This is a genomic window from Pseudomonas sp. WS 5071 (genome assembly GCF_012985765.1).
GTDB lineage: Bacteria > Pseudomonadota > Gammaproteobacteria > Pseudomonadales > Pseudomonadaceae > Aquipseudomonas > Aquipseudomonas lundensis_A.
In genome coordinates this window covers 22,569-42,158 of the sequence record NZ_JAAQWY010000030.1, presented here as the reverse complement: position 1 = coordinate 42,158, position 19,590 = coordinate 22,569, and the positions used below count along the sequence as shown (strand labels likewise).

Sequence of the window (19,590 nt, the reverse complement as noted above, 5' to 3'; positions counted from 1 at the left end):
CCTCACGCCAGCGCGGCCTTGAGTAACGCCGCTTCGCGCTGGCGCCGCGAGGGATAGCGATCACCGAACCGGTTCAACGTGGCCCAAGCGCCCGGCCAGTCCCCATGGACGACTTGCTGCCAAAAGTGGGGGGTGCGACGCGCCAGATTCCCGTACTGGAAAGCCACCGAGGCAATCACGGTTTGCATGGCGCCGGGCAACGCAGTGAAATCCACCCCGCTGGCGGCCAGGTAATCACGCGCCAGCGTTGCAATAAATGGTTGCTTGAACGCTTGATCCAGCTGCTGCGCTTGCACGGCACTGATCTGCAACGACTGTTTTCGCAAGACCTCAACGGCTGCAGCGCCCTTCACGCCCACATAAGGTGTAAGCAACTGTTGCAGCTCACATGACAACCCTAGTGCCGCCAAATCGCTTGCCTGACGCTGGCCCAAATCAAAACCGGTGGCCAGGGTCACCCCGCTGCGGCTGTGGATAACGTCCGGCACATAGCCCTGGGTGACGCACGCGCCTTCCAGGCGGGCAATAAACGAGAAATCGATGGCGAATCCGGACATGACGTTTTCCTTGAACCCTAGGGGAAAACGCAGTGCACCACCCAGGTGACACCCGATGTCACTTGGTAATAATTCCTATCTGCAAGGGGTGTATTTCCTACTTATAAGGGGGTGGCACGCGTCCTTAGTATCCAAATGGACACTTAAGATTCCAAGGACCGAACAATGGACGTCAACGACCTCAACCTGGTCAACATTCGCCAACTGCCCCACTCGTTGCAAGCGCTCATCGACTGCGTGGGGCTGGAGCATGCTTACACACTGACCTGCGCGTTTGGCGGAAGGCCCAAGTACATCCCCAAACACGCCGAACGTACGTCGCTGTCGCAGATTTTGCCGCCCGATGCGCTGGGCGCCCTGATCAAGCGTTTTGCCGGGCTGGCGCTGGAAATCCCCAAGGCCGATCACTTTTGCCGCCAGATCCGTAATCAGCATATCCAGCAGGAAACCTGCCAAGGCCTGTCGCGCAGCAGGCTGGCGGACAAATACGATTTGAGCCTGCGCCAGATCGGCAATATCCGGCGCCTTGAAAGCCCCACTACAAGGTAATCGGTTCCTGCTGAATGGCTCCAGGGCGAGCCCATAAAGTGACAGTGCGCACCCTCGCGCAACTCAATACGGAGATTGACCATGTCACACATCGATTCAGGCCTTATTGGCTCGGTGATCAACGCATTGCCGCTGGACCGCATGATTGCCGGCCCGCTGCAGGCCATGATTCAGGCTCAGGTGCAGGCCAGCAAGTCGTATGCCGACTTCCTCATGGGCGTGTGCATTCAGGATGGCAAAGCCGTTTCGGTGCAGTTTGATTACGACGAAACACTGGTGGACGACCAGGGCGTCTACAAGGGAACCGTCACCAAGCAGATGCGCATCCCGCTGTTGGCGGCGATCAGTCACCCGAACATCACCATTGAAGAAGGCAACATCGATTTCGAGCTGACCATCAGCCAACAAGCCGAAAGCGCCCGCGAAACCAGTGCCGAAGGCAGCTTTGCCGCCTCGATGGGCTGGGGGCCATTCAATGTCTCGATCAAGGGCTCAGCCAGCCACAAAGCGTCACAAACCCGCAAAACCGACACCCGGGCGCGTTATGCGATCAGTACCAAGGTGGTACGTCAGGACCCGCCTGAAGCGCTGATGCGCGTGATCGACTTCCTCACCGATGCTGCCACCAAGCCCATCGTCATGCCGAATGCGACTGCGCAACATCTGGATGCCCTGCCGACCGCTGGCGTGCTGCCAGCGCCGGGAGCCGCCGCAACAGACCCGACCTAACCCAGCCCACGTGACCCCGTTCCTGGCAACGGGGTCGCTTATCTCACGCCAAGGAGTGTGAAACATGGCGCTTTTCAATCGCCACAAAGACCCGCTGGCCTTGCCTGACCGACGTAAGCAACCCATGGCGGCCTGCGACTTGAGCAGCATTACCCGCGGTTTGCAGCAAGCCGCCGCTGCGACGCAAAACCTGGTGGCGCAGCAATACATCAAACTGTTCGACCAGTTTTTCGACTACGACATTGATGATCTGGGAACCCCGATGAAAGCCAAGATGGTAGAGGTGGCGCTGGATGAACAGCACACCATGCGCGTGCCGCTGGTGACGCTAGTGGCACCGCGCGGTTTGGCGCTCCAGGCGATGAAGGTTGATCTATCGGTGCGCATGCACGCCACCGAGCAGCAAAAGGCCAGCCATGCACTGGAAAACGGCGAACTGGATTGCGCGCAGTTCTTCGTCACGTTTGGCGGGGACAAAAACGATGTTCACACCCGCAAAACCGATGAAATGCAAATCAGCATGGAATTTCGCGCGTGCGAACCACCCGAAGCGATTCACCGCATGATCGAGGAATACACCCAACTCATCAGCCCGGTGCGCAATGGCGCATCAGACGCTTCGTCAAATCCGGCCCGATCATTGTGCGTATTGAGTGAACCTTGAACCCCTTAGAAGTTCGAGGTTTCAAGCCCGCGGTGCAGCCCTGCCACGACCATCGGCAGGACACGGCCCCAGTCACCGGTTTCGATATAACCCAGCATCGTTGGCTGTGCGTCTGGTGAAGGAACATCAATAAACAGCGACGCGCCGTAACCAAACGCAGTGTCGGTGGCCACGTGCAGCGACTGCTCCAGTTGGTCCATGCATTCGCTGTGGGTGACCAGCACCAGATTGCGCCCCGGCACTTTGTGTTTGAGGGCGTCACTCAACAGCGTGCCACGGCAGTTAAATAACCAGTCCTGAGCCTGCACCGGGCGCTCGAACATTAAACCGGCCGTCTGCCGGGTTCGTGTCAGCGGGCTGCTGTAGATGTCGACGTTCTGCAGGCCCATTTTCAGGAAGTCGGCACCCAGTTGGCGGGCGGTATCAGTGGCACGTACGGTCACCCCATCGACCGGTCCCAGGCACGGCGCAATGGACCGGTCGCAGCGCTCGACATGACGCACCAGCGCAATCACGTCGCCTTGAGCCCAACTGCGGGTCAGCGCCTGCACGCGATCAAAATGGCGTGTCTGGGCCAGATTCGGCGCCGACGCGGGCGCCAGTAACTGAACCGTGAGGGCTAACGCCAACACGCTGGCGGCCAGCACCACTACAACATTGCGGTAACGCGCGAACGCACTGCGCAGCGTTAAACCTTTAACGTCGGTAAGGCCGAGACTTGGCGTCAAAATAGCACTACCCCTGTAGGACTTATTAAGTGAAACAGGCCGATAAGCCGTCGATACAAGGCAGATCCTTGCACGCTCAGGCCATCAGCCGACTGAACAGAAGTCTAAAAACAGGCACGTTGGGGATCGGTGAAACGGATGTGAAAAAAAACGTGAGCGCACAGCCTTTCCCCCACTGTTTAAAGGGCTTCTGACCGTTTATCGATCTGTTTAAAAAACGTTTTAGCTCTGAGCCAAGCCGCCGATACAGCCCAATACACCTTCTGCTGGGCCAGAACAAAAAGACTCTCCAGCGAAATCTCGATCAAGAAGCGAACGGTTCCTGGAGGAACGCATGAACAGCTGGCTGAGCAATATCAGCGTCAATATGAAACTCGCACTGGGCTTTGGCCTGGTGTTGACCCTTACGTTATTAATGGCCATCAGCGACTGGCTCAGCCTGGACAAGCTGATCGATCGCAGTAACTGGATGAGCGACATCACCCGCCTCAACACATCGCTGACCAACCTGCGTGTTGCACGCTTGCAGTACATGCTCACCGATGGCGACGAAACTGCGGCGCAAAACGTTCAGGCCAATCTGGACGCCTTTGTGGTGCAGCAGAAAAACCTGATTGCCACATTCAAAAGCCCGGAAAACCTCAAGCTGCTCAATGAACAGCACGAGATCATCAAGCGCTACCAGTCGGCTCTGGTCACCATGCGCAAAGCGTATTGTGGAATCGGCGGTGTCTCGCGATGAAATGGACACGTACTCGAAAGTTGCTCGCGACGCGATGGACCTGTTGAAAAGCCGCGTCATGCAGAGCAGCGCCAGTGAACAGGACCGCTTTGAGCAACTGGACACGCTGTCCACCGTTCGCGAAAAATTCCTGATCGCCCGTTATCAAGTCCGCGCCTACATTGCTTCCCAGACCACAGCCAACGAACAGGCCGCACGCCAGCAACTCAACGACGCCATTGCCAGCCTGACCGCGCTCAACACCTATTTTGTCGCCAGCGCTCCTGAAACCCTTCGCACCCTTGACGATGCCTTGGCGCACTATCAGCACGCCTTGCAGGTGTACGCCGACACTGACAAAACCATCGCTAACATGCGCAAGGAAATGACCGACTACGGGTCGGGCATCCTCAGCCGCAGTGATGAGCTGTACAAAATCCAGCTGGAGCGTCGCGACAGTGAAAGCGAGAGCGCCAACACCATTCAATTGATCAGCACGCTGCTGGTGCTGTTGTTCGGGATATTGGCTGCCGTGGTCATTACCCGTCAGATCACCCGCCCACTGCGCGAAACCCTGGACGTTGTCGAGCGCATTGCCGGGGGCGATTTGAGCCAAAACCTGCGTGTGACCCGTCGCGATGACCTGGGTGTATTGCAACAGGGCATTGCGCGCATGGGCACCACATTGCGCGAGCTGATCGGCGGCATCCGCGATGGCGTAACGCAGATTGCCAGCGCAGCCGAAGAGCTGTCGGCCGTCACCGAACAGACCAGTGCCGGGGTCAACAGCCAAAAGATCGAGACCGATCAAGTGGCCACTGCCATGCACGAAATGACTGCCACGGTGCAGGAAGTTGCACGCAACGCTGAAGATGCTTCGCAAGCTGCGGCGGCTGCCGACACTGAAGCCCGCGAAGGCGATCAGGTGGTCAATCAGGCCATCGACCAGATCGAGCGTCTGGCCGTTGAAGTCGGGCGCTCGACCGAAGCCATGGCCGTGTTGCAACAGGAAAGCGACAAGATCGGCAGCGTGATGGACGTGATTAAAGCGGTGGCCGAACAAACCAACCTGCTGGCCCTCAACGCCGCCATTGAAGCCGCACGTGCCGGTGAAGCCGGTCGCGGGTTTGCCGTCGTAGCGGATGAAGTCCGTGGGCTGGCCCAACGTACGCAAAAGTCCACCGAAGAAATCCAAACGTTGGTCGCTGCCCTGCAAAGCGGCACCCAACACGTGGCCAGCGTGATGAACAGCAGCCGCAGCCTGACCGACAGCAGCGTCACCCTGACCCGTCAGGCCGGCACCTCACTGCAAGGCATCACGCGTACCGTGTCCAACATCCAGTCGATGAACCAGCAAATCGCCGCTGCGGCGGAACAACAGAGCGCCGTGGCAGAAGAAATCAGCCGCAGCATCATCAACGTGCGTGACGTGTCGGAACAAACCGCCGCCGCGAGCGATGAAACGGCCAAGTCCAGCGTCGAACTGGCCCGTTTGGGCAACCAGCTGCAAATGATGGTGAGCCACTTCAAAATCTGAAACAGCCTCCATGACATGACCCTGAGCCCTTCTAAATGAAGGGCTTTTTGTTTTCAAACAGGGTCAACGCCAACCCCGCTTCAGCGCCCGGAGTCGACGTCGCACTGGGGCGACCTGTCATTTCTGACAGTATAAATACCGAGTGAAATCACTTAATAAAGGAGCAGCCCACTCAACCGTTAGAGCATTGAATGACGACAATGATCATCTCGGACGGATGCCCCCCGATAAAACGGCTAATAAAAACAACATGGGTCAATGGCACGCTAACCCGCCTGGTTTATTTGACGGCCCTGGCCTGCATCACGTTTAACGCACTGGCTGAACCAGGAGATGACATCGCCGCCGAGATGACCCGTTACTACCTGTCCACTGTTGAGTCTTGTGCTGATGGGCAACGGCCGGCCTATTACTGTTCGGGCCTGATGATAAAGAACACGCCAAGCCGTCCAGGGCATTACGCATGGAATCCGGGGCGCGCCTCAACTTCAAGCGGGGGCATCTCCTTCATCTACTTGCGCGCCGACACCCGGTTCAATAACCCCGACGCCAATAAGCTCAATGGTTTTGTGCTTTACCCTTATGGCCATGCCCACCCGCCCATTAAAAAAGCGCCCCAAGTACTGTGCTCTTTCCCTCTCGAAGCGGGGACACACAAACGGGACGATAAAGGGTGCGGGGATCAATTCGATACGTCGGCCGTCGAAACGTCTTGTGAAGCACTGAACATTCATACGGCTGAAGACTGGGTAGACGACCATTTGAAAACCGATGGCGCCCTCAGAAAGCAATGCGGCTTCCGTGAGGTCAGCGGTCGCTTTGAAGAAAAGGGGGCGCAACACTTTTATGCCAGCCTGAAGGCCAGGTCACTGCTGCTTAAAAACTCAGACCAACTTGAATACGACACCTTTGAAACACCCAACAAGCTGCGCTTATCGACGTGGGCAGAAAACCCGGATTCGCTGCCGATCATGGCGTTCTTTTACGTAGACGATCCGTATCTGGGCAGCGGGCTGGCGGCCGCTCAACAGGATCAGCTGGATTGGGTTGTGGAGAATAAGCGCGCCTACACCCCCATTATCAAAATCACCTACCCGGCCACCATGAATGAGCACGCGGTCTTCACATTCAATCAAGCCGATCAACAGGTTTGCCCCACCTACTTCGATGCGGCCCGTTGGGTATTAAAAGAGGGCAAATGGTTGTTAGTCGTCACGCCCAGCGCGTGCAGTCAGACCGTCGCGATGTTTAATAGCCAGGCCGCGAGCAAAGAGTTGGTGGCGCTGCACGGCGCAGATGCAGAGTTCAACGTCTTGCCGCCGGGGCATTCGATCACGGAGCAACTCCAGTGCCTGGCCTCCAACTACCGCAACGCTGCCCAATGGCAGATCGCCCCCTGGCGTTCTGCCGACGGTTTGACCCAGGCTCACGTCCTGGCGGCGGACTGCCAACCTTAGCGCACGCTCAGGCAGAACTCGTCGGGAACGCTTTTGAAAAGGTATGGCCGGATCGGTGCGCTGCCTGATTACACCGCGTGCACACGCGCACGTTTGAGCAGTTTTTTGCAGCGCTCGGACACGTGCAGTACCCGCAGATGTTTACCTGCCTTGGCATAGCGCTCGCGCAGCGTGATCAGTGCGGCAATGGCCGAGTAGTCGACAAAGCTCAGGTGGCGGCAATCGAGCGTCACCTCAGCAGGGTCGTTGGCCGGATCGAACTGATTCAAAAACGCGGTCGTGGACGCGAAAAACAACGTGCCATGCACGCGGTACAGTTTGCTGCCATCACGCTCCAGCGAGCTGTCGGCGTACAACTGGCGCGCTTGCTGCCAGGCGAAGTTCAGCGCGGCAATGATGATGCCGCACAGCACCGCAAAGGCCAGGTCGGTGAACACCGTAATCACCGTCACGGCAACGATCACCAGCACGTCGTTGAGCGGCACTTTGTTCAGCACCCGCAACGAGGCCCAGGCAAAGGTTTGTTGCGCCACCACAAACATCACGCCCACCAGCGCCGCCAGGGGAATGCGCTCAATAAACGGCGACAGAAACAGCACGAACAACAGAATCATGACCCCCGCCACCCCACCTGACAGTCGTCCACGACCGCCGGAGCTGAGGTTGACCACGGTCTGGCCAATCATCGCGCACCCGCCCATACCGCCGAACACGCCGGACACCATGTTCGCAGCACCCAGTGCCACGCATTCGCGGTCAGGGTAGCCACGGCTTTCGGTGATTTCGTCCGTCAGGTTGAGGGTGAGCAACGTTTCCAGCAGGCCGACCATGGCCATCAAAAAGGCGTAGGGCGCAATGATGCGCAGCGTGTCGAAGGTCCATGGGATCTGCGGCAGGCTGAAGCTCGGCAAGCCGCCTGCGATATGAGCCATGTCACCTAGCGTGCGGGTCGGCAAGCCCAGCACATACACCGCCACCCCCACACCCACAATCGCCACCAGTGCGGGCGGCGCCACTTTGGTCAGGCGCGGCAGGCCGTATACAACGAGCATCGTCAGCGCCACCAGCCCGGCCATCACATACAACGGCGTGCCGGTGAGCCAGTGGCCGTCACGTTTGAAATGCTCCAACTGGGCCATGGCAATGATGATCGCCAGCCCGTTGACGAACCCGAGCATCACCGGGTGCGGCACCATGCGCACCAGCTTGCCGAGCCTGAGCAGTCCGAACACCATCATGATCAGGCCGCCCAGTAACACCGTCGCGAGGAAGTACTGCACGCCGTGCTGCACCACCAGCGCGATAATCACCACCGCCATCGACCCGGCTGCGCCGGACACCATGCCCGGCCGCCCGCCGAAGAGCGCGGTCAACGTGCAAATGATGAACGCGCCATACAGGCCCATTAACGGGTTGAGGTGAGCCACCAGCGCAAAAGCGATGCACTCGGGCAGCAAGGCAAAGGACGTCGTGAGTCCGGCCAGAACATCGGCGCGCAGACGGGAGATTTTCATGGAGTACCTAAATCGGGGCATTCAGAAGGGCGTTTCAGAAACAGATGGTAACAAACTGTGGAGCACTGAGATAACTGTAGCCGCTGACGGGGGGGAGCAAGGCGACGCTCCGGGTGTGAACGCGCGTTGCACGCGTTCGCAGCCTCGTACCCCGACAGCGACTACAAGGGGTTACTTCACGACTTTGCCAACACCACGGCCACGCGGGTCGGAGGCTGTTTCAAGCTGGGTGCCATTGACACGGATAGCCTGGATGTCACCCATGTTCCAACCCTGATCTTCCAGGGTGTAGCCCATGGCTTTCAGCTCGTCAGCCACTTTGCCGGTAATCGGTGCGTAGGCATCAAAGTAAATGGTGTCTTTGGGCAGCAATTGGTGATGCACACGCTGCGCCGCGACGGCTTTCTCCAGCGGCAGGTTGTAGTCATACAGGTTGTTCAGCACCTGGAAAATCGAGGTAAAGATCCTCGAACCACCGGGCGTACCCAGTACCAGCGTGACCTCGCCATCCCGGGTCACCAGCGTCGGGCTCATCGACGACAGCATGCGCTTGCCAGGTTCAATTGCATTGGCATTGCCGCCCACCACACCGAACGAGTTGGCCACGCCCGGTTTCGAGCTGAAGTCATCCATTTCGTCGTTGAGCAGGAAACCCGCACCTTTGACGACAACCCCGCTGCCGTAATCCCAGTTCAACGTGTAGGTATTGCTAACAGCGTTGCCGTCTTTATCAACGATGGAAAAGTGCGTGGTCTGATGCGGTTCCAGGCCCGGTTTGACTTTTTCTGTCGCCGAAATGGCTTTTGGATTGACCTCTTTCGCACGTTTGACGATATACGCCGGGTCAGTCAACTCAGCCACGGGCATTTTGCCGAAATCCGGGTCGCCCAAGTAATCGGCGCGGTCAGCGAACACGCGCTTTTCAATTTCAGCCAGCAGGTGGATGTACGGCGCAGAGTTCAGTTCAACCCCGTTGAAATCCGCTGCCCGTTCTTCTTTGATGCCGATCAGTTGCGCCAGCGCGATCCCGCCTGAGCTTGGCAATGGCGCGGTGTACAGGGTATTGCCGCGGAAATCCACACGCATCGGCTCACGCCAGTTGACCTTGTACTCATTCAGGTCGTCCTTGGTGATCAGCCCCTTGTCCTGCTGCATTTGGGCAACCAGCAAATCGGCGGTTTCGCCCCGATAGAACTCTTTGGCGCCCTGATCGGCAATACGTTCAAGGGTGGCGGCCAGTTCCGGCTGCTTGAAGGTCTCACCCGGCTTCATGCTGCCGAAATAATCCCCGAAGTTAGTGGTGCCGTTGAACAGCTTCAACGCATCCTCGCGGTATTGGTACTGCTTGTCCGCAACCTTGAAACCATTTTTTGCGTAACCCACGGCCGGGGTCAGCAGCTCCGACCACGGTAGTTTTCCGAAGCGCTGATGCGCCTCCCACAAGCCCATGACCGTGCCCGGCACACCGGCTGCACGTGAACCCACCAGGCTCATGTTTTCGATGATTTCGCCTTTGTCGTTCAGGTACATGTCGCGGCTGGCAGCTTTGGGAGCTGTTTCGCGGTAATCGAGAAAGTAAGGTTTGCCATCGATGAACAACGTCATGAAGCCGCCCCCGCCGATGTTGCCGGCTTCGGGGTAGGTCACGGCCAGGGTGAACGCCGTAGCGACGGCAGCATCGACAGCATTGCCGCCTTTTTTGAGAATTTGCGCAGCAACTTCAGCGCCATATTGATCCGGGGCAGCCACTGCGCCCCCTTCCAGAGTGACGGCGAACGCCGACGAGCTGGCTGCAATCGCAGCCGCCAAAGTCAGGGATTTGAACCAGACAACACGCATGGGGACTTCCTTTTATTTTTGTATGACGGTGCTAAACCTTGTCTGATTTCAGTTACGTTTTCAAACAACAAAAGAAAAAACCAAGGCTTAATGAGGGAAGTTTGGGGCCGCGTAGCTCGCGAGTTTGGTCTGGATAAAATCCAAAAAACACTGAATTCGTAGTGCCAATTGCGAGTTGCGGTAGTACACGGCGTGAATTGGCTGACGATAGCCGCTGTTGAATTCAGCCAGCACCACCTGTAACCGGCCGGTGGCGATGTCGTCGTGAGTCATGAAATGCGACAAACACGCAATGCCCTGCCCCTGTAACGCCAGATGCCGTACCGTTTCGCCGCTGGATGCGCTGATACTGGGCTCGATCGGCCAGCGGTCGCCCTGTGCATAACGCAGAGGCCATTGGTTCAGGCCATCGTTTTGGGTGAAGCCGATCAGGCTGTGACTGGCCAGCTCTGCGACCGAGTTCGGCAAGCCATGTGCGGCGATGTACGCCGGACTGGCAAGGATATTCAGCGGGCTGCACCCCAATGAGCGGGCGTGCAACGTGGAGTCGGCCAGCGTGCCGATGCGGATGGCGATATCGGTACTTTGCTCCAGCAGATCAATGATCAGGTCGTTGCTGTTGAGCTCCAGCTGAATGTCGGGGTACAGCGCCCTAAACTCGGGGATGTAGGGCACGATGGCATGCAGCATGAACGGGGATGCAGCATTGATGCGCAGGCGACCGGACGGCGTGCGCTGGTGCGCGATCAGGCGCTCTTCGAGTTCGTCCATTTGTTCGAGAATCTGCTTGGCGCGCTCGAAGAAAAACTTGCCCTCCTCGGTCAAATCCATGCGCCGCGTGGTGCGGTTGATCAGTGTGGTTTCGAGCTTTGCCTCAAGCCGAGACAACGTGCGGCTGACCGCAGAAGGCGTCTGCCCGGCGTGCTCGGCAGCAGCAGAGATTGAGCCACACTCAATCACTGACACAAAGATTTGCAACTCATCAGATCTGGCTTTCACACACGTCCCTCATTGAATAGCCAGTCATGGTAGTCGCTGCCGGGCAGCGTGCGACTGCGAGCGTCTCGTTACCGAAGAAACACGTCGGTGAGGTGTTGCTCGTAGCGGGCAGCATCCACTTCAGGCTGCGGACGCTTCATCACGTCAACGCACAGGAATGTCGGCAAACCACTCATGCCCAAAAACTGATTGGCTTTGTGGAACGGAAAATACACCGCATCGACGCCTTTGCCTTCAAAGAAATCAGCCGGATCGTCAAACGCTTGCTGCGGCGCGTTCCAGGTCAGCGACAACATGTATTTTTTGTCGTGGATCAGACCGCCGCTGCCATAGCGCTGTGACGCATCGGAGCGCGTGCGACCATCACTGGCGTACAAGCTGCCGTGGCCTTCGGTGAACACTTCGTCGATGTATTTTTTAACGATCCACGGCGCGCCCATCCACCAACCCGGCATTTGATAAATGATGACGTCGGCCCACAGAAACTTCTGCACTTCTTCGGCCACGTCGTAGCCTTCGTCGATGTGGGTGACGTTGACGTCAAAGCCATTTCGGTCGAAAAAAGCCAGTGCGGTGTCGTGCATGGTCAGGTTGTAACGACCGTCCGAGTGCGCAAATTTTTTGGCACCGTTAAGCAAAAGTATTTTTTTCATCATCAGCCTCGTCAGGAATAAACCCTCGGCGCTGTGGAGCGGCGTTGGGCTAAGGGTTTAAAAGTGACCGGCACAGTAACGATTCCTTCCTTTAGGAAATACCCGTGCCGCGGCAAATTACATTTTCCCAATAGTCACAAATAGCCATTCCATTGTTGCCGTATTTTCTCGAAACCACCCATTTAGGAGTCGACGAGATGCGCCCATTGCACGGATTTATTCTTCACGCCTATACCAAACCCGAAAAAGCTGACGCCTTCGAAGCGCTGTTTCGCTCCTACGTGGCGCCAAGCCGTCTGGAGCCCGGCTGCATCGAGTACCACATGCTGCGCGACCAGCAGGACCCGACCCTGTTCATCTTTTATGAAATCTGGCAGTCCCGCGAACACTTGGCGGTGCATGAAAACCTGCCGCACATGAAGCAATTTTTCGACAACCGCATGGACTACCTTGCCCGCGACTTTGAAGTACGCCTGATCGACATGCTCAGCCCATCTTCGGCTAACCGCTGATTAACAAGTGTGCCCCCAGCAGGGCCATGCCGACGAAAAAGACGCGTTTGAACAGCATGGCGCTGACGCGTTGACGCAAGGCTTGGCCCAGCCACATGCCGAGCATGGCAGGCAACAGCGCCAGCAGTGACGCGTTCAGTTCGTCGCCTCCAAGGCTGCCGCGCCCGTACAGCCCGGCAGCCAAGGCCAATGTGGAGACACTGAAAGACAATCCCAAGGCCTGAACCAGTTGATGTTTGCCAAGACCCAAGGCCTGCAGGTACGGCACTGCGGGGATCACAAACACCCCGGTTGCTGACGTGATTACGCCCGTAAGCACGCCACACAGCGGGCCGAGCCACGGTTCGCGGGCCGGGGCCACTTGCAAGGCAGGCAAGAACAGCCCGCTCAAGGCGTACAGCAATAACGCTGCCCCCAACGCGCGCACCACCCCGCTGCCGCCGTCGATGCCGAGCCACAACATGCCGAATCCCGTGCCGCAAAAAATCCCCAATTGCATGGGCCATAACCGCCGGATCAACGCGCGCAACTGACCGCCAACAGCCAATTGCCAGGCATTGGTCACCATCGATGGGATGATCAACAGCGCCGCTGCCTGCGCCGGAGCAATAGCCAGCCCGAGCATGCCCATCGCCACCGTAGGCAAGCCCAGGCCGATCATGCCTTTGACCGTGCCTGCCAACAGAAACGTGAGCATCACCAGCAGTGACAAGGCCCAGCCCAAGGTTTGGTAAAACTCGATTAATGTCTTCATGCGCGTATGCTGGCGCACGGCCGACGGGTAGAAAATGCGCAATTACCATAGTCAGCCTATTGCTTGGCAAGAGGCTGTTTCGCCTTACACCGTCCAAATATCGCCGCCCGAGGCTGCGGGCGCAGCATAAGGAAAACACCACGATGCCTGTCGACCTGATCGATTTGCGCCTGTATTTGAACATCGTGCAGGCCGGCAATATCACAGCGGGCGCTCGCCTGAGTCATTTATCGCTGCCCGCCGCCAGTGCCCGCATCAGGGCCATGGAGGCTTCGCTGGGAGTCGAGTGCTTGCAGCGCAGCCGACGCGGTATCAGTCCGACGCCAGCGGGTCAGGCGTTGGCCCAGCATGCCCGGGCGCTGCTGCAACACGTCGAGCGCATGCGTCACGATCTGACCGAGTACGCGCAGGGGTTCAAAGGCCGTGTACGGCTGCTGTGCAATACCGCAGCCCTCACTGAATACCTGCCCGAGTTGCTGGCCGACTTTGTTCGCCAACACCCCGCCATCAGAGTCGACCAGCAGGAGTTGACCAGCTTGCGCATTACCCACGCACTGCGTCAGGACGCAGCCGATATCGGGATCATTTCCGATGCCGTCGACACGAGTGACCTACAAACCCGACCTTTCCGGCAGGACCCGCTCGTGTTGGTGGTCCCGCTTGACCATGCGCTGGCCGACCATCCCGCTCCGCGCTTCAACGACGCCTTGCACCATGATTTTGTCGGCCTTTCAGTCAACAGCGCGCTGGCGGTGTATCTGGAAGAACAAGCGCTGCACAGCGGCTTTCGCGTGCACACCCGGCTGCGCGCAGAAGGCTTTGACGGTGTGTTGCGCATGGTCGCCCGTGGCGCGGGACTGGGCATTGTGCCGCGCGCCACCATTGAGCGGTGGCAAGCACCGCGCACGTTCCGGGTCGTCACGCTGAGTGAGCCATGGGCTGATCGCACACTGCTGCTGTGCGCGCGGTCGTTCGATCAACTGCCCGCTTATGCACAGGCACTGGTGGACGCGTTAGGCAACGTGGAGCCGGGATAGAACCTGTAGGAATTAGCCTAGAAGCACGCATGACTGTATGCCTGAATTTTCCCCGGGAGTAATATCGCGGACTTTACTGCGCGGATGGCCGGTACACGCCATGCCTGACGTAGATTCCAACACTGAAAACAACAACGAACAGGGCACCTGATGGCCGACCATAACGCTCCTCCCATCACACTCAAGCGCGGCCTGAAAAACCGCCACATCCAGCTGATTGCCCTGGGCGGCGCCATTGGCACGGGGCTGTTCCTCGGCTCGGCGGGCGTCCTCAAGTCTGCGGGGCCGTCAATGATCCTGGGCTATGCGATTGCCGGGTTCATCGCCTTTCTGATCATGCGCCAGTTGGGCGAGATGATCGTCGAAGAACCGGTGGCCGGGTCGTTCAGTCACTTTGCCCACAAATATTGGGGCGGCTATGCGGGCTTTCTGTCGGGCTGGAATTACTGGGTGCTGTACGTGCTGGTCGGTATGGCCGAGCTGACGGCGGTAGGCAAATACATACAGTTCTGGTGGCCCGAGGTACCGACGTGGGTCAGTGCCGTGGTGTTCTTTGTGCTGGTCAACCTGATCAACACCCTGAATGTGAAAGTGTTCGGGGAAATGGAGTTCTGGTTTGCCATCATCAAAGTGGTGGCGATTATTGGCATGATCGTGCTCGGCTGTTACTTGTTGATCAGCGGCACCGGCGGGCCACAGGCGTCGTTCAGTAACCTGTGGAGCCACGGCGGGTTCTTCCCCAACGGCGGCACCGGGTTGTTGATGGCGATGGCATTCATCATGTTCTCGTTCGGCGGACTGGAGCTGGTGGGCATCACCGCTGCTGAGGCCAGCGAGCCGAAAAAAGTCATCCCCAAAGCGATCAACCAAGTGGTGTATCGCGTGCTGATTTTCTACGTTGGTGCCTTGACCGTGCTGCTGGCGCTGTACCCGTGGGATCAACTGCTGGTCACACTGGGCGCTTCTGGGGATGCCTACAGCGGCAGCCCGTTTGTGCAGATTTTCGCCCTGATTGGCAGCAACACGGCGGCGCAGATTCTTAACTTTGTGGTGCTGACGGCCGCGCTGTCGGTCTACAACAGCGGTGTTTACTGCAACAGCCGCATGCTCTTCGGCCTTGCCGAACAGGGCGACGCGCCCAAGGCGCTGATGAAACTGACCAAAAACGGCGTGCCGCTACGGGCGCTTGGCGTGTCAGCGCTGGTGACCATGCTGTGCGTGGTGGTGAACTACGTGGCGCCGCACAAGGCGCTGGAGCTGCTGTTTGCGCTGGTGGTTGCCTCGCTAATGATCAACTGGGCGCTGATCAGCCTCACGCACCTCAAATTCCGCAAAGCCATGGCGTCGCAAGGCGTGGTGCCGTCGTTCAAGGCGTTCTGGTCGCCATTGAGCAACCTCGTGTGCCTGGCCTTCATGGTGGTGATTGTGTCGGTGATCTGGATGATTCCCGACGTGCGTGCTTCGGTGTATGCCATCCCCGTGTGGCTGCTGATCATCTACGCTTTCTACCGGATACGCCTGCGCACCGGCCAGCCTTTGGCCACGCAGCGCTAGAGCAACGTCTGCAAAAACCCCCGGCACTCGCAGAGGACCGGGGGTTTTTATTGGCCGCAAAAAACCGGGATGTCCGCCCGACGCGGACTCCCGGAAAAGACCCTATTCGGGCTTGCGATAACTGTTGATGATGGCGGAAAAGTCCTTGCCGCCCTCGCCGCGCAAACTCATGGCCTGATACAGCTGCTGGGCCACTGCGCCGAGGACCACAGGCTGATGCGCCTGCCGCGCGGCTTCGGTGGCCAGGCCCAGATCCTTGAGCATCAGTTCGGCACCGAAACCGCCAGTGTAGCCGCGTGACGCCGGTGCCGTTTCCACGATACCCGGCCACGGGTTGTAGGTTTCGGAACTCCAGCAGCGCCCGGTCGAACTGTTGATAACGCCCGCCAGCACCTCGGTATCGATGCCCAACGCCGCGCCCAGCGCCATGGCTTCGCTAACCCCCACCATGGAAATACCCAGCAGCAAGTTGTTGCAGATTTTAGCCACTTGACCGGTGCCCACATCCCCGCAATGGACGATGTTGCGCCCCATCTGCGCGAGTACCGGGTGCAAGGTATCGAACAGCGCTTTCTGTGCACCGATCATGAAGGTCAGGGTGCCGGCCTGCGCGCCACCCGTACCCCCGGACACCGGGGCATCCGCCATGTGCACGCCCTGTTTGGCCGCGGCAGCGGCCACATCACGCGCGGTTTGCGGGTCGATGGTGCTGCAATCCACTGCCGGTACACCTTCGCCAATCCCTGCCAGCACGCCCTCTTCACCCAGCCAGACACTGCGCACGTGAGCCGCTGCGGGCAACATGGTAATCACCAGTTCCACACCCTGCGCCGCCTCTTTGGGCGATGCGCTGATGCGCCCGCCCTGGGCGGCGAGTTCCGAGAGGATGTCTTTATTCAGGTCGAACAGGTTCAACGAATGCCCGGCCTTGATCAGGTTGCGCGCCATTGGCGCGCCCATGTTGCCCAAGCCGATAAATGCGATTTTCATGACGCTGTCCTCAACGAAGATTGATGGTGGTATTGACGCCATCATTCACGCTGTCATCGTCGAACCAACGACTGGTGACGGTCTTGGTCTGGGTGTAGAACTGCACGACTTGTTTGCCATACGGGCCCAGATCGCCCAGTTTTGACCCCCGCGAGCCGGTGAAGCTGAAGAACGGAACCGGCACCGGAATCGGGATGTTGATGCCCACCTGACCGACGTCGATTTCACTCTGAAACTTGCGTGCGGCTGCCCCGCTTTGGGTAAACAGGCCCGTGCCGTTGCCGAAGGGGTTGGCGTTGACCAGCGCGATGGCCTGGTCAAGCGTATCGACCTCCAGTACCACCAACACAGGGCCAAATATTTCCTGGGTATAGATCTGCATGTCGGTGGTCACGCCCGAAAACAGGGTCGGGCCAATAAAGTTGCCTTGCTCGAAGCCCGGCACGCTGACGTTGCGCCCATCAAGTTCCAGCGTCGCGCCTTCCTTTATGCCGCTTTCAATCAGGCTCAGCACCCGCTCCTTCGCCCGCTTGGAAATCACCGGGCCGACGTCGGTGCCGGGCTCGCTGCCTGCGTTGACCTTGAGTTGTTGCGCCAACGCCTTGAGGTCAGGCAGCCACTGTTTGGCCGCGCCCACCAGCACCACCACTGACGTGGCCATGCAGCGCTGACCCGCCGCGCCGAAACTGGCACCGACCAGCGCATTCAGGGTTTGTTGACGGTTGGCGTCCGGCAGCACCACGGCGTGGTTCTTGGCGCCCATCATCGATTGCACGCGCTTGCCATGGCGCCCGGCCAGGTCATAAACGTGGGTGCCGACGGCGGTTGAGCCGACAAACGACACCGCTTTGATATCGGCATGGGTGCACAGCGCATCCACCACGTCCTTGCCACCGTGAACCACGTTGAGCACACCCGGCGGCACGCCGGCCTCAAGCGCCAGCTCTACCAGCATCAAGGTCGACAGCGGGTCTTGTTCCGAAGGCTTCAGAACGAAGGTGTTACCGCAGGCGATGGCCATGGGGAACATCCACAGCGGAATCATGGCCGGGAAGTTGAACGGCGTGATCCCTGCGCACACACCGATGGGTTGACGCAGGGTGTAGGTGTCGACGCCACCTGCTACGTTTTCAGCGAATTCGCCCATTTGCAGTGTGCCGATGGAGCACGCGTGCTCGACCACTTCCAGGCCTCGAAAAATATCGCCCTCTGCGTCTGCAATGGTTTTGCCCTGCTCGGCACTGAGCACGGTGGCGATGCGTTTGGAGTGTTCACGGATCAACGCTTGCAGCTTGAGCATGATGCGCATGCGCGCACCGATCGGCGTCAGTTTCCAGGTCTGGAAGGCCCGCTGGGCAGCCTCGATGGCCGCATTGACTTCATTGGCAGTTGCGAACGGGACTTTGGCCAGCACGTGCTGAGTGGCCGGGTTGACGATGTCGTGCCACTCCGTGGTCTGCGACTCGATCCACTCACCATCAATCAGCAAGCGGGCGTTTTGATACGGGGTAGAAGCCGTCATGGAAGTCTCCGAAATTATTGTTATGGGAGTGGCGACGGGTTGGTCGCGGGACTGTTTTTGGAGTATAGGTGTGCGTTCTTCTAATAAGAACGCACATAAAAGCCGGTCTAACATGCAAAAAAACATCACATCGTTGAGCGCACTGAACTGGGACGACCTGAAGTTTTTTCTTGAGGTAGCCCGTACCCGCAAAGCCAGCAGCGCGGCCAAACGGCTGGCGGTGGACTACACCACGGTATCGCGACGCATCAGTTCGCTGGAGACGGCACTCGGCACGTTGCTGTTTGAAAAGTCGCGCACTAACGGCTTCACCCTGACCAATGAGGGCCAACGCCTGTTGGGCTACGCGGAGTCAATCGAGAGCACGCTGCACATGGCCTGCGAGCAAGTGTCAGGGTCGGGCGTGGCGTTATCGGGGCATGTGCGAATGGGTTGCACAGAGGGCTTCGGCAGCTTTTTCATCACCCAGCAGCTCAGCCATTTTGTTGATGCCTACCCGGCCATTTCGGTCGATATCCTGCCGCTGCCGCACTTCATCAGCCTGTCCAAGCGCGAAGCCGACATCGTGATCGCTTTGGAGCGCCCCGAGCACGGGCCATATGTGTGTTGCAAATTGTGCGACTACCGGCTGCAACTCTATGCGACCCAGGACTACCTCGACGCTCACCCGCCGATCCGCCGACCGTCGGACTTAGCAGAGCATCCCTTTATCAGTTATGTCGACGACCTGGCGTTCAGTTCAGAGCTGTTGTACCTGGCGAATGTCCTGCCGGGGGCCAGCGCCAACCTGCGCAGCACCAGTGTGATCGCGCAATACGTCGCGGCGCAGCAAGGTCGATCAATGGCGATCCTGCCGTGCTTTTTGGCGGCTCAAGACCCGCGCCTGCTGCCGGTATTGCCGCAAGAGATCAACCTCACGCGGCAGTTCTGGATGTACTGCCGCGAAGACCTGAGGAAGCTCAAGCGGATCACCCTGTTGTGGGATTACATCAGGGAGGTTACTGAGTTGAATGGCCCGTTGTTGCTGGGCGAGACACGGGAGCTTCGGTTTGCGGAGTAGGAGTCTGGAAGAAGAAAGGAAGACTCATCGTAACGAGGTCAGCAGGTGTTTGGCAACGAGTTGTGGCAGGGGTTGGTACAGAACTTGTGACAGTCGAAAGGGTTCTTGCAGCGACGCACATGGGCGCGATAAGGACCCCATTCGGGCAAGGGCACCTGCGCGAGGGCACACGGGGGAACCTGCGCGGTGTTACTCAATGAGATGGTCATTCTCA

At 58.6% G+C, this 19,590-nt stretch carries 18 protein-coding genes and 1 pseudogene; 10 read left to right on the top strand and 9 right to left on the bottom strand.

Translation table 11 applies throughout. The features are described from left to right. Positions 1 to 2: 2 nt before the first annotated feature. Positions 3 to 557 (bottom strand): pesticin C-terminus-like muramidase, encoded by a 555-nt coding sequence (locus HBN61_RS17755; protein WP_170047423.1) that lies wholly within the window; start codon positions 555 to 557, stop codon positions 3 to 5. 165 nt (positions 558 to 722) lie between these two features. On the opposite strand from HBN61_RS17755, the gene HBN61_RS17750 reads away from it, so the two are divergent. From HBN61_RS17750 to HBN61_RS17740, 3 genes are all read left to right on the top strand, one after another. Beyond that, complete coding sequence (locus HBN61_RS17750) at positions 723 to 1,106, top strand: transcriptional regulator (RefSeq protein WP_170047421.1); 384 nt, start codon at positions 723 to 725, stop codon at positions 1,104 to 1,106. An 81-nt stretch (positions 1,107 to 1,187) separates the two neighbouring features. After that, positions 1,188 to 1,835, top strand: a complete 648-nt coding sequence (locus tag HBN61_RS17745; RefSeq protein WP_094995053.1) for a DUF2589 domain-containing protein — start codon at positions 1,188 to 1,190, stop codon at positions 1,833 to 1,835. Positions 1,836 to 1,899: 64 nt separating this feature from the next. After that, complete coding sequence (locus HBN61_RS17740; protein ID WP_262498798.1) at positions 1,900 to 2,499, top strand: DUF2589 domain-containing protein; 600 nt, start codon at positions 1,900 to 1,902, stop codon at positions 2,497 to 2,499. Between the two features lie 5 nt (positions 2,500 to 2,504). On the opposite strand, the gene pmrG is transcribed toward HBN61_RS17740, so the two are convergent. Further along, complete coding sequence (gene pmrG / locus HBN61_RS17735) at positions 2,505 to 3,227, bottom strand: lipopolysaccharide core heptose(II)-phosphate phosphatase PmrG (RefSeq protein ID WP_170047419.1); 723 nt, start codon at positions 3,225 to 3,227, stop codon at positions 2,505 to 2,507. Positions 3,228 to 3,561: 334 nt separating this feature from the next. Here pmrG and HBN61_RS23025 point away from each other — a divergent pair. From HBN61_RS23025 to HBN61_RS17725, 3 genes and pseudogenes are all read left to right on the top strand, one after another. After that, positions 3,562 to 3,942: pseudogene (locus HBN61_RS23025) on the top strand (CHASE3 domain-containing protein); the annotation flags it as partial. 61 nt (positions 3,943 to 4,003) lie between these two features. Beyond that, positions 4,004 to 5,485: a methyl-accepting chemotaxis protein gene (locus HBN61_RS17730; protein ID WP_524539080.1), complete on the top strand. Its 1,482-nt coding sequence runs from the start codon at positions 4,004 to 4,006 to the stop codon at positions 5,483 to 5,485. Between the two features lie 191 nt (positions 5,486 to 5,676). Then, positions 5,677 to 6,942 carry a DUF2599 domain-containing protein gene (locus HBN61_RS17725; protein WP_170047417.1) on the top strand — a complete coding sequence of 422 codons (1,266 nt, stop codon included), beginning with the start codon at positions 5,677 to 5,679 and terminating at the stop codon, positions 6,940 to 6,942. A 68-nt stretch (positions 6,943 to 7,010) separates the two neighbouring features. Here the strand turns inward: HBN61_RS17725 and HBN61_RS17720 are convergent, their stop codons facing one another. From HBN61_RS17720 to mdaB, 4 genes are all read right to left on the bottom strand, one after another. Then, positions 7,011 to 8,456: a SulP family inorganic anion transporter gene (locus tag HBN61_RS17720; protein WP_094995056.1), complete on the bottom strand. Its 1,446-nt coding sequence runs from the start codon at positions 8,454 to 8,456 to the stop codon at positions 7,011 to 7,013. Positions 8,457 to 8,627: 171 nt separating this feature from the next. Further along, a complete protein-coding gene (gene ggt, locus HBN61_RS17715; protein ID WP_094995057.1) occupies positions 8,628 to 10,295 on the bottom strand; it encodes a gamma-glutamyltransferase in 1,668 nt (555 codons plus the stop codon). An 87-nt stretch (positions 10,296 to 10,382) separates the two neighbouring features. Further along, on the bottom strand, positions 10,383 to 11,294 hold the full coding sequence (locus HBN61_RS17710; protein WP_170047415.1) for a LysR substrate-binding domain-containing protein: 912 nt from the start codon (positions 11,292 to 11,294) through the stop codon (positions 10,383 to 10,385). 68 nt (positions 11,295 to 11,362) lie between these two features. Continuing rightward, on the bottom strand, positions 11,363 to 11,947 hold the full coding sequence (gene mdaB / locus HBN61_RS17705) for an NADPH:quinone oxidoreductase MdaB (RefSeq protein WP_094995059.1): 585 nt from the start codon (positions 11,945 to 11,947) through the stop codon (positions 11,363 to 11,365). 197 nt (positions 11,948 to 12,144) lie between these two features. On the opposite strand from mdaB, the gene HBN61_RS17700 reads away from it, so the two are divergent. Then, positions 12,145 to 12,459, top strand: coding sequence for a putative quinol monooxygenase (locus tag HBN61_RS17700; RefSeq protein ID WP_094995060.1), 315 nt, complete (start codon positions 12,145 to 12,147; stop codon positions 12,457 to 12,459). On the opposite strand, the gene HBN61_RS17695 is transcribed toward HBN61_RS17700, so the two are convergent. Further along, a complete protein-coding gene (locus tag HBN61_RS17695) occupies positions 12,449 to 13,213 on the bottom strand; it encodes a sulfite exporter TauE/SafE family protein (RefSeq protein ID WP_094995061.1) in 765 nt (254 codons plus the stop codon). The two genes, HBN61_RS17700 and HBN61_RS17695, sit on opposite strands and share 11 nt — an antisense overlap. A 143-nt stretch (positions 13,214 to 13,356) precedes the next feature. Between HBN61_RS17695 and HBN61_RS17690 the strand changes: the two genes are divergently transcribed. Then, the gene (locus HBN61_RS17690) at positions 13,357 to 14,250 is read left to right on the top strand and encodes a LysR family transcriptional regulator (RefSeq protein WP_170047413.1); all 894 of its coding nucleotides are present in this window, start codon (positions 13,357 to 13,359) and stop codon (positions 14,248 to 14,250) included. Positions 14,251 to 14,400: 150 nt separating this feature from the next. Next, positions 14,401 to 15,804, top strand: coding sequence for an amino acid permease (locus HBN61_RS17685; protein ID WP_170047411.1), 1,404 nt, complete (start codon positions 14,401 to 14,403; stop codon positions 15,802 to 15,804). A 102-nt stretch (positions 15,805 to 15,906) separates the two neighbouring features. Here HBN61_RS17685 and mmsB read toward each other — a convergent pair whose 3' ends face one another. Beyond that, entirely contained in the window at positions 15,907 to 16,794 is an 888-nt protein-coding gene (gene mmsB / locus HBN61_RS17680) for a 3-hydroxyisobutyrate dehydrogenase (protein WP_170047409.1), read from the bottom strand. Positions 16,795 to 16,804: 10 nt separating this feature from the next. Continuing rightward, on the bottom strand, positions 16,805 to 18,316 hold the full coding sequence (locus tag HBN61_RS17675; protein ID WP_170047407.1) for a CoA-acylating methylmalonate-semialdehyde dehydrogenase: 1,512 nt from the start codon (positions 18,314 to 18,316) through the stop codon (positions 16,805 to 16,807). Positions 18,317 to 18,428: 112 nt separating this feature from the next. Here HBN61_RS17675 and HBN61_RS17670 point away from each other — a divergent pair, with 112 nt between their 5' ends. Next, the gene (locus HBN61_RS17670) at positions 18,429 to 19,376 is read left to right on the top strand and encodes a LysR family transcriptional regulator (protein WP_170047406.1); all 948 of its coding nucleotides are present in this window, start codon (positions 18,429 to 18,431) and stop codon (positions 19,374 to 19,376) included. The last annotated feature ends 214 nt before the right edge of the window (positions 19,377 to 19,590 follow it).

Bases quoted from the DNA above. Each gene is read 5' to 3' on its own strand.
- HBN61_RS17685 (WP_170047411.1), top strand. From the start codon at position 14,401: ATGGCCGACCATAACGCTCCTCCCATCACACTCAAGCGCGGCCTGAAA.
- HBN61_RS17745 (WP_094995053.1), top strand. From the start codon at position 1,188: ATGTCACACATCGATTCAGGCCTTATTGGCTCGGTGATCAACGCATTG.
- HBN61_RS17675 (WP_170047407.1), bottom strand. From the start codon at position 18,316: ATGACGGCTTCTACCCCGTATCAAAACGCCCGCTTGCTGATTGATGGT.
- HBN61_RS17725 (WP_170047417.1), top strand. From the start codon at position 5,677: ATGACGACAATGATCATCTCGGACGGATGCCCCCCGATAAAACGGCTA.
- mdaB (WP_094995059.1), bottom strand. From the start codon at position 11,947: ATGAAAAAAATACTTTTGCTTAACGGTGCCAAAAAATTTGCGCACTCG.
- HBN61_RS17755 (WP_170047423.1), bottom strand. From the start codon at position 557: ATGTCCGGATTCGCCATCGATTTCTCGTTTATTGCCCGCCTGGAAGGC.
- HBN61_RS17700 (WP_094995060.1), top strand. From the start codon at position 12,145: ATGCGCCCATTGCACGGATTTATTCTTCACGCCTATACCAAACCCGAA.
- HBN61_RS17690 (WP_170047413.1), top strand. From the start codon at position 13,357: ATGCCTGTCGACCTGATCGATTTGCGCCTGTATTTGAACATCGTGCAG.
- HBN61_RS17740 (WP_262498798.1), top strand. From the start codon at position 1,900: ATGGCGCTTTTCAATCGCCACAAAGACCCGCTGGCCTTGCCTGACCGA.
- HBN61_RS17730 (WP_524539080.1), top strand. From the start codon at position 4,004: ATGGACCTGTTGAAAAGCCGCGTCATGCAGAGCAGCGCCAGTGAACAG.
- ggt (WP_094995057.1), bottom strand. From the start codon at position 10,295: ATGCGTGTTGTCTGGTTCAAATCCCTGACTTTGGCGGCTGCGATTGCA.
- HBN61_RS17750 (WP_170047421.1), top strand. From the start codon at position 723: ATGGACGTCAACGACCTCAACCTGGTCAACATTCGCCAACTGCCCCAC.
- HBN61_RS17670 (WP_170047406.1), top strand. From the start codon at position 18,429: ATGCAAAAAAACATCACATCGTTGAGCGCACTGAACTGGGACGACCTG.
- HBN61_RS17695 (WP_094995061.1), bottom strand. From the start codon at position 13,213: ATGAAGACATTAATCGAGTTTTACCAAACCTTGGGCTGGGCCTTGTCA.
- mmsB (WP_170047409.1), bottom strand. From the start codon at position 16,794: ATGAAAATCGCATTTATCGGCTTGGGCAACATGGGCGCGCCAATGGCG.
- HBN61_RS17720 (WP_094995056.1), bottom strand. From the start codon at position 8,456: ATGAAAATCTCCCGTCTGCGCGCCGATGTTCTGGCCGGACTCACGACG.